The organism is Mesorhizobium sp. M4B.F.Ca.ET.089.01.1.1 (assembly GCF_004022605.1).
Classification (GTDB): domain Bacteria; phylum Pseudomonadota; class Alphaproteobacteria; order Rhizobiales; family Rhizobiaceae; genus Mesorhizobium; species Mesorhizobium abyssinicae.
The window spans coordinates 1-1125 of sequence record NZ_RZOS01000886.1; the positions used below are offsets into that span (position 1 = coordinate 1).

Genomic DNA, 1125 nt, shown 5'->3' on the forward strand with positions numbered 1-1125 from the left:
CGCCGATTTCGAGGTCGCGGCCGGATCGAAAGGGCCGGCGAGGTCGGCAAAATCGTGCGCCGCCGCGACATTCTCCGACGTGCCGACGAGCACCGCCAGCGAGGCGACCGCCATCGGCTCGATACCGTTCTCGCGCAGGCTTTCGATCGACAGCGCGCCGGTGCGCTTCGACAGGCCCTCGCCCGAGACCGTGGTCAAGAGATTGTGGTGGCCGAACACCGGCGGCGCGGCGCCGAGCGCCTGGAACAGCGCGATCTGCACGCCGGTGTTGGTGACATGGTCGTCGCCGCGGATGACGTGGCTGACGCCCATCTCGATGTCGTCGACCACCGACGGCAGCGTGTAGAGATAGGTGCCGTCCTCGCGCACCAGCACGGGATCGGACAGCGAGGCGAGATCGACGGTCTCCTCGCCGCGCACCAGGTCGTTCCAGTGGATCTCGGTGCGCTCCGGCTGCAGCGGATCGCTGGTGAAGTTCGGCAGCAGGAAGCGCCAGTGCGGGCGGCGGCCGTCCGACTGGTATTCGGCGACCTGCTCCGGCGTCAGCGTCAGCGCCTCGCGGCCATAGACCGGCGGCAGGCCGCGCGTGCGGCGCACCTTGCGGCGCAGATCGAGCTCTTCCGGCGTCTCGTAACAGGCGTAGAGGACGCGCGCCTCCTTCAGACGCTCGACGGCGGCGTCATAGATCTCGACGCGCCGCGACTGGTATTCGGTGGCGTCCGGGAAGATGCCAAGCCAGTGCAGGTCGTAGAGGATGGAATCGGCGAATTCCTGCTTGGAACGGGCGATATCGGTGTCGTCGAAGCGCTGGATGAAGCGGCCCTTGTTGTTCGCGGCGAACAGCCAGTTGAACAGAGCGGTGCGCGCATTGCCGATATGGATGCGGCCGGTCGGCGACGGGGCGAAACGGACGGTGACTGTCATGAGCGGGGCGTAGCGGATGCTTTTCCGGTTGACAAGACGCGCCCCCGCGCGAGGGGCAAGACATAGTGCAAGCCAGCTAAAATGAAAAGCCGGTCGGCCGGCATGGTCCCCGCCGGCTTCGAGTCGTTGCCGACGGCCGGCAGAACCGGGAGTTGCGCAGGCCCTTTCTGTCCCCGTTATCCACATCTGTGACACACAAGA

1 protein-coding gene is annotated in these 1125 nt (G+C 66.7%); it reads right to left on the reverse strand.

Annotation, left to right across the window (positions count from 1 at the left end; translation table 11 throughout):
- A partial coding sequence (locus EN780_RS34770) for a glutamate--tRNA ligase (RefSeq protein ID WP_245500220.1) occupies positions 1-924 on the reverse strand: 924 nt, incomplete at its 3' end.
- Positions 925-1125 lie beyond the last annotated feature (201 nt).